Origin of the sequence: Collinsella sp. AM12-1, from assembly GCF_003472325.1 — a bacterium.
Lineage (GTDB): Bacteria > Actinomycetota > Coriobacteriia > Coriobacteriales > Coriobacteriaceae > Collinsella.
In genome coordinates, this window is sequence record NZ_QRLS01000054.1 from 1 (window position 1) to 858 (window position 858).

Genomic DNA, 858 nt, shown 5'->3' on the forward strand with positions numbered 1-858 from the left:
GCCGCCTCGATCAATTTGCGAAAGAATCTTGACGGTACCCGATTCGAAGGACCAGGGCGCATAGATTAGATTTGTTTTGAAGATATCGCAGCCATAGAAACTGGTTTGGCTTAAACCCTAATGGTGCCAACGGCGCTATGCTTTCTTTGTCTACCCGTTAGCTCATTGTTTAAAGGAAGATAAAAATGACTTGTGGTTGGATTGTAGAGGCTTTTCATTGTGTGGAGTTCTCAGCTCCATTTGTTATTGAAAAAGACATCAGCTATTACTCTGATTTGTCAAATAAATACAGAGTGCTTTTGAAGCGAGCTTCTGGTGCTGGTGCAGATGATGATAGTCTCGCTATCATCGAAAAATATTCTAAAAAAGTTCTGGATAGCATTCGAAGATATTACAGAGCTGATATATCTGGATCAAATGCCGTAATTAAGAATTTGATTGCAGGATTGGATGATTGCCCTTTAGCTTCTTCAAGACTTTATAATTCTCCTGCGTTTCCGGGGAAACTTGGTAGTGATCTTCAATTGTTCCGAAGCAGAACGGGAAATGCCTCATTGATGTATAGCGCAAAGGAAATGCTTCCGCTTCCGCGTTCGCTTAGATCAAAATCAGGTAACTATAGATTTAGTATCCCAGGTAATCCCTGCTATTATTTATCAAACTCTTCTTATGGCTGTTGGATTGAAACGGGATTTCCTCCTGAAGCGGATTTTAATGTTTCACCTGTATTGCTGGACGGAAAACAAAAAATCCTAAATCTCGCTGTCTCTTCACGTAATTTTTCTCTTTTGAATAACTTCGGAAACGACGAAGTGCACGGTACCGTCAAGATTCTTTCGCAAATTGATCGAGGCGGCC

Annotated in this window: 1 protein-coding gene; it reads left to right on the plus strand. The window is 40.8% G+C overall.

Annotation, left to right across the window (positions count from 1 at the left end; genetic code table 11):
• Positions 1-185: 185 nt before the first annotated feature.
• The coding region (locus DW136_RS09925) for a hypothetical protein (protein WP_147351661.1) at positions 186-858 on the plus strand (673 nt) is incomplete at its 3' end.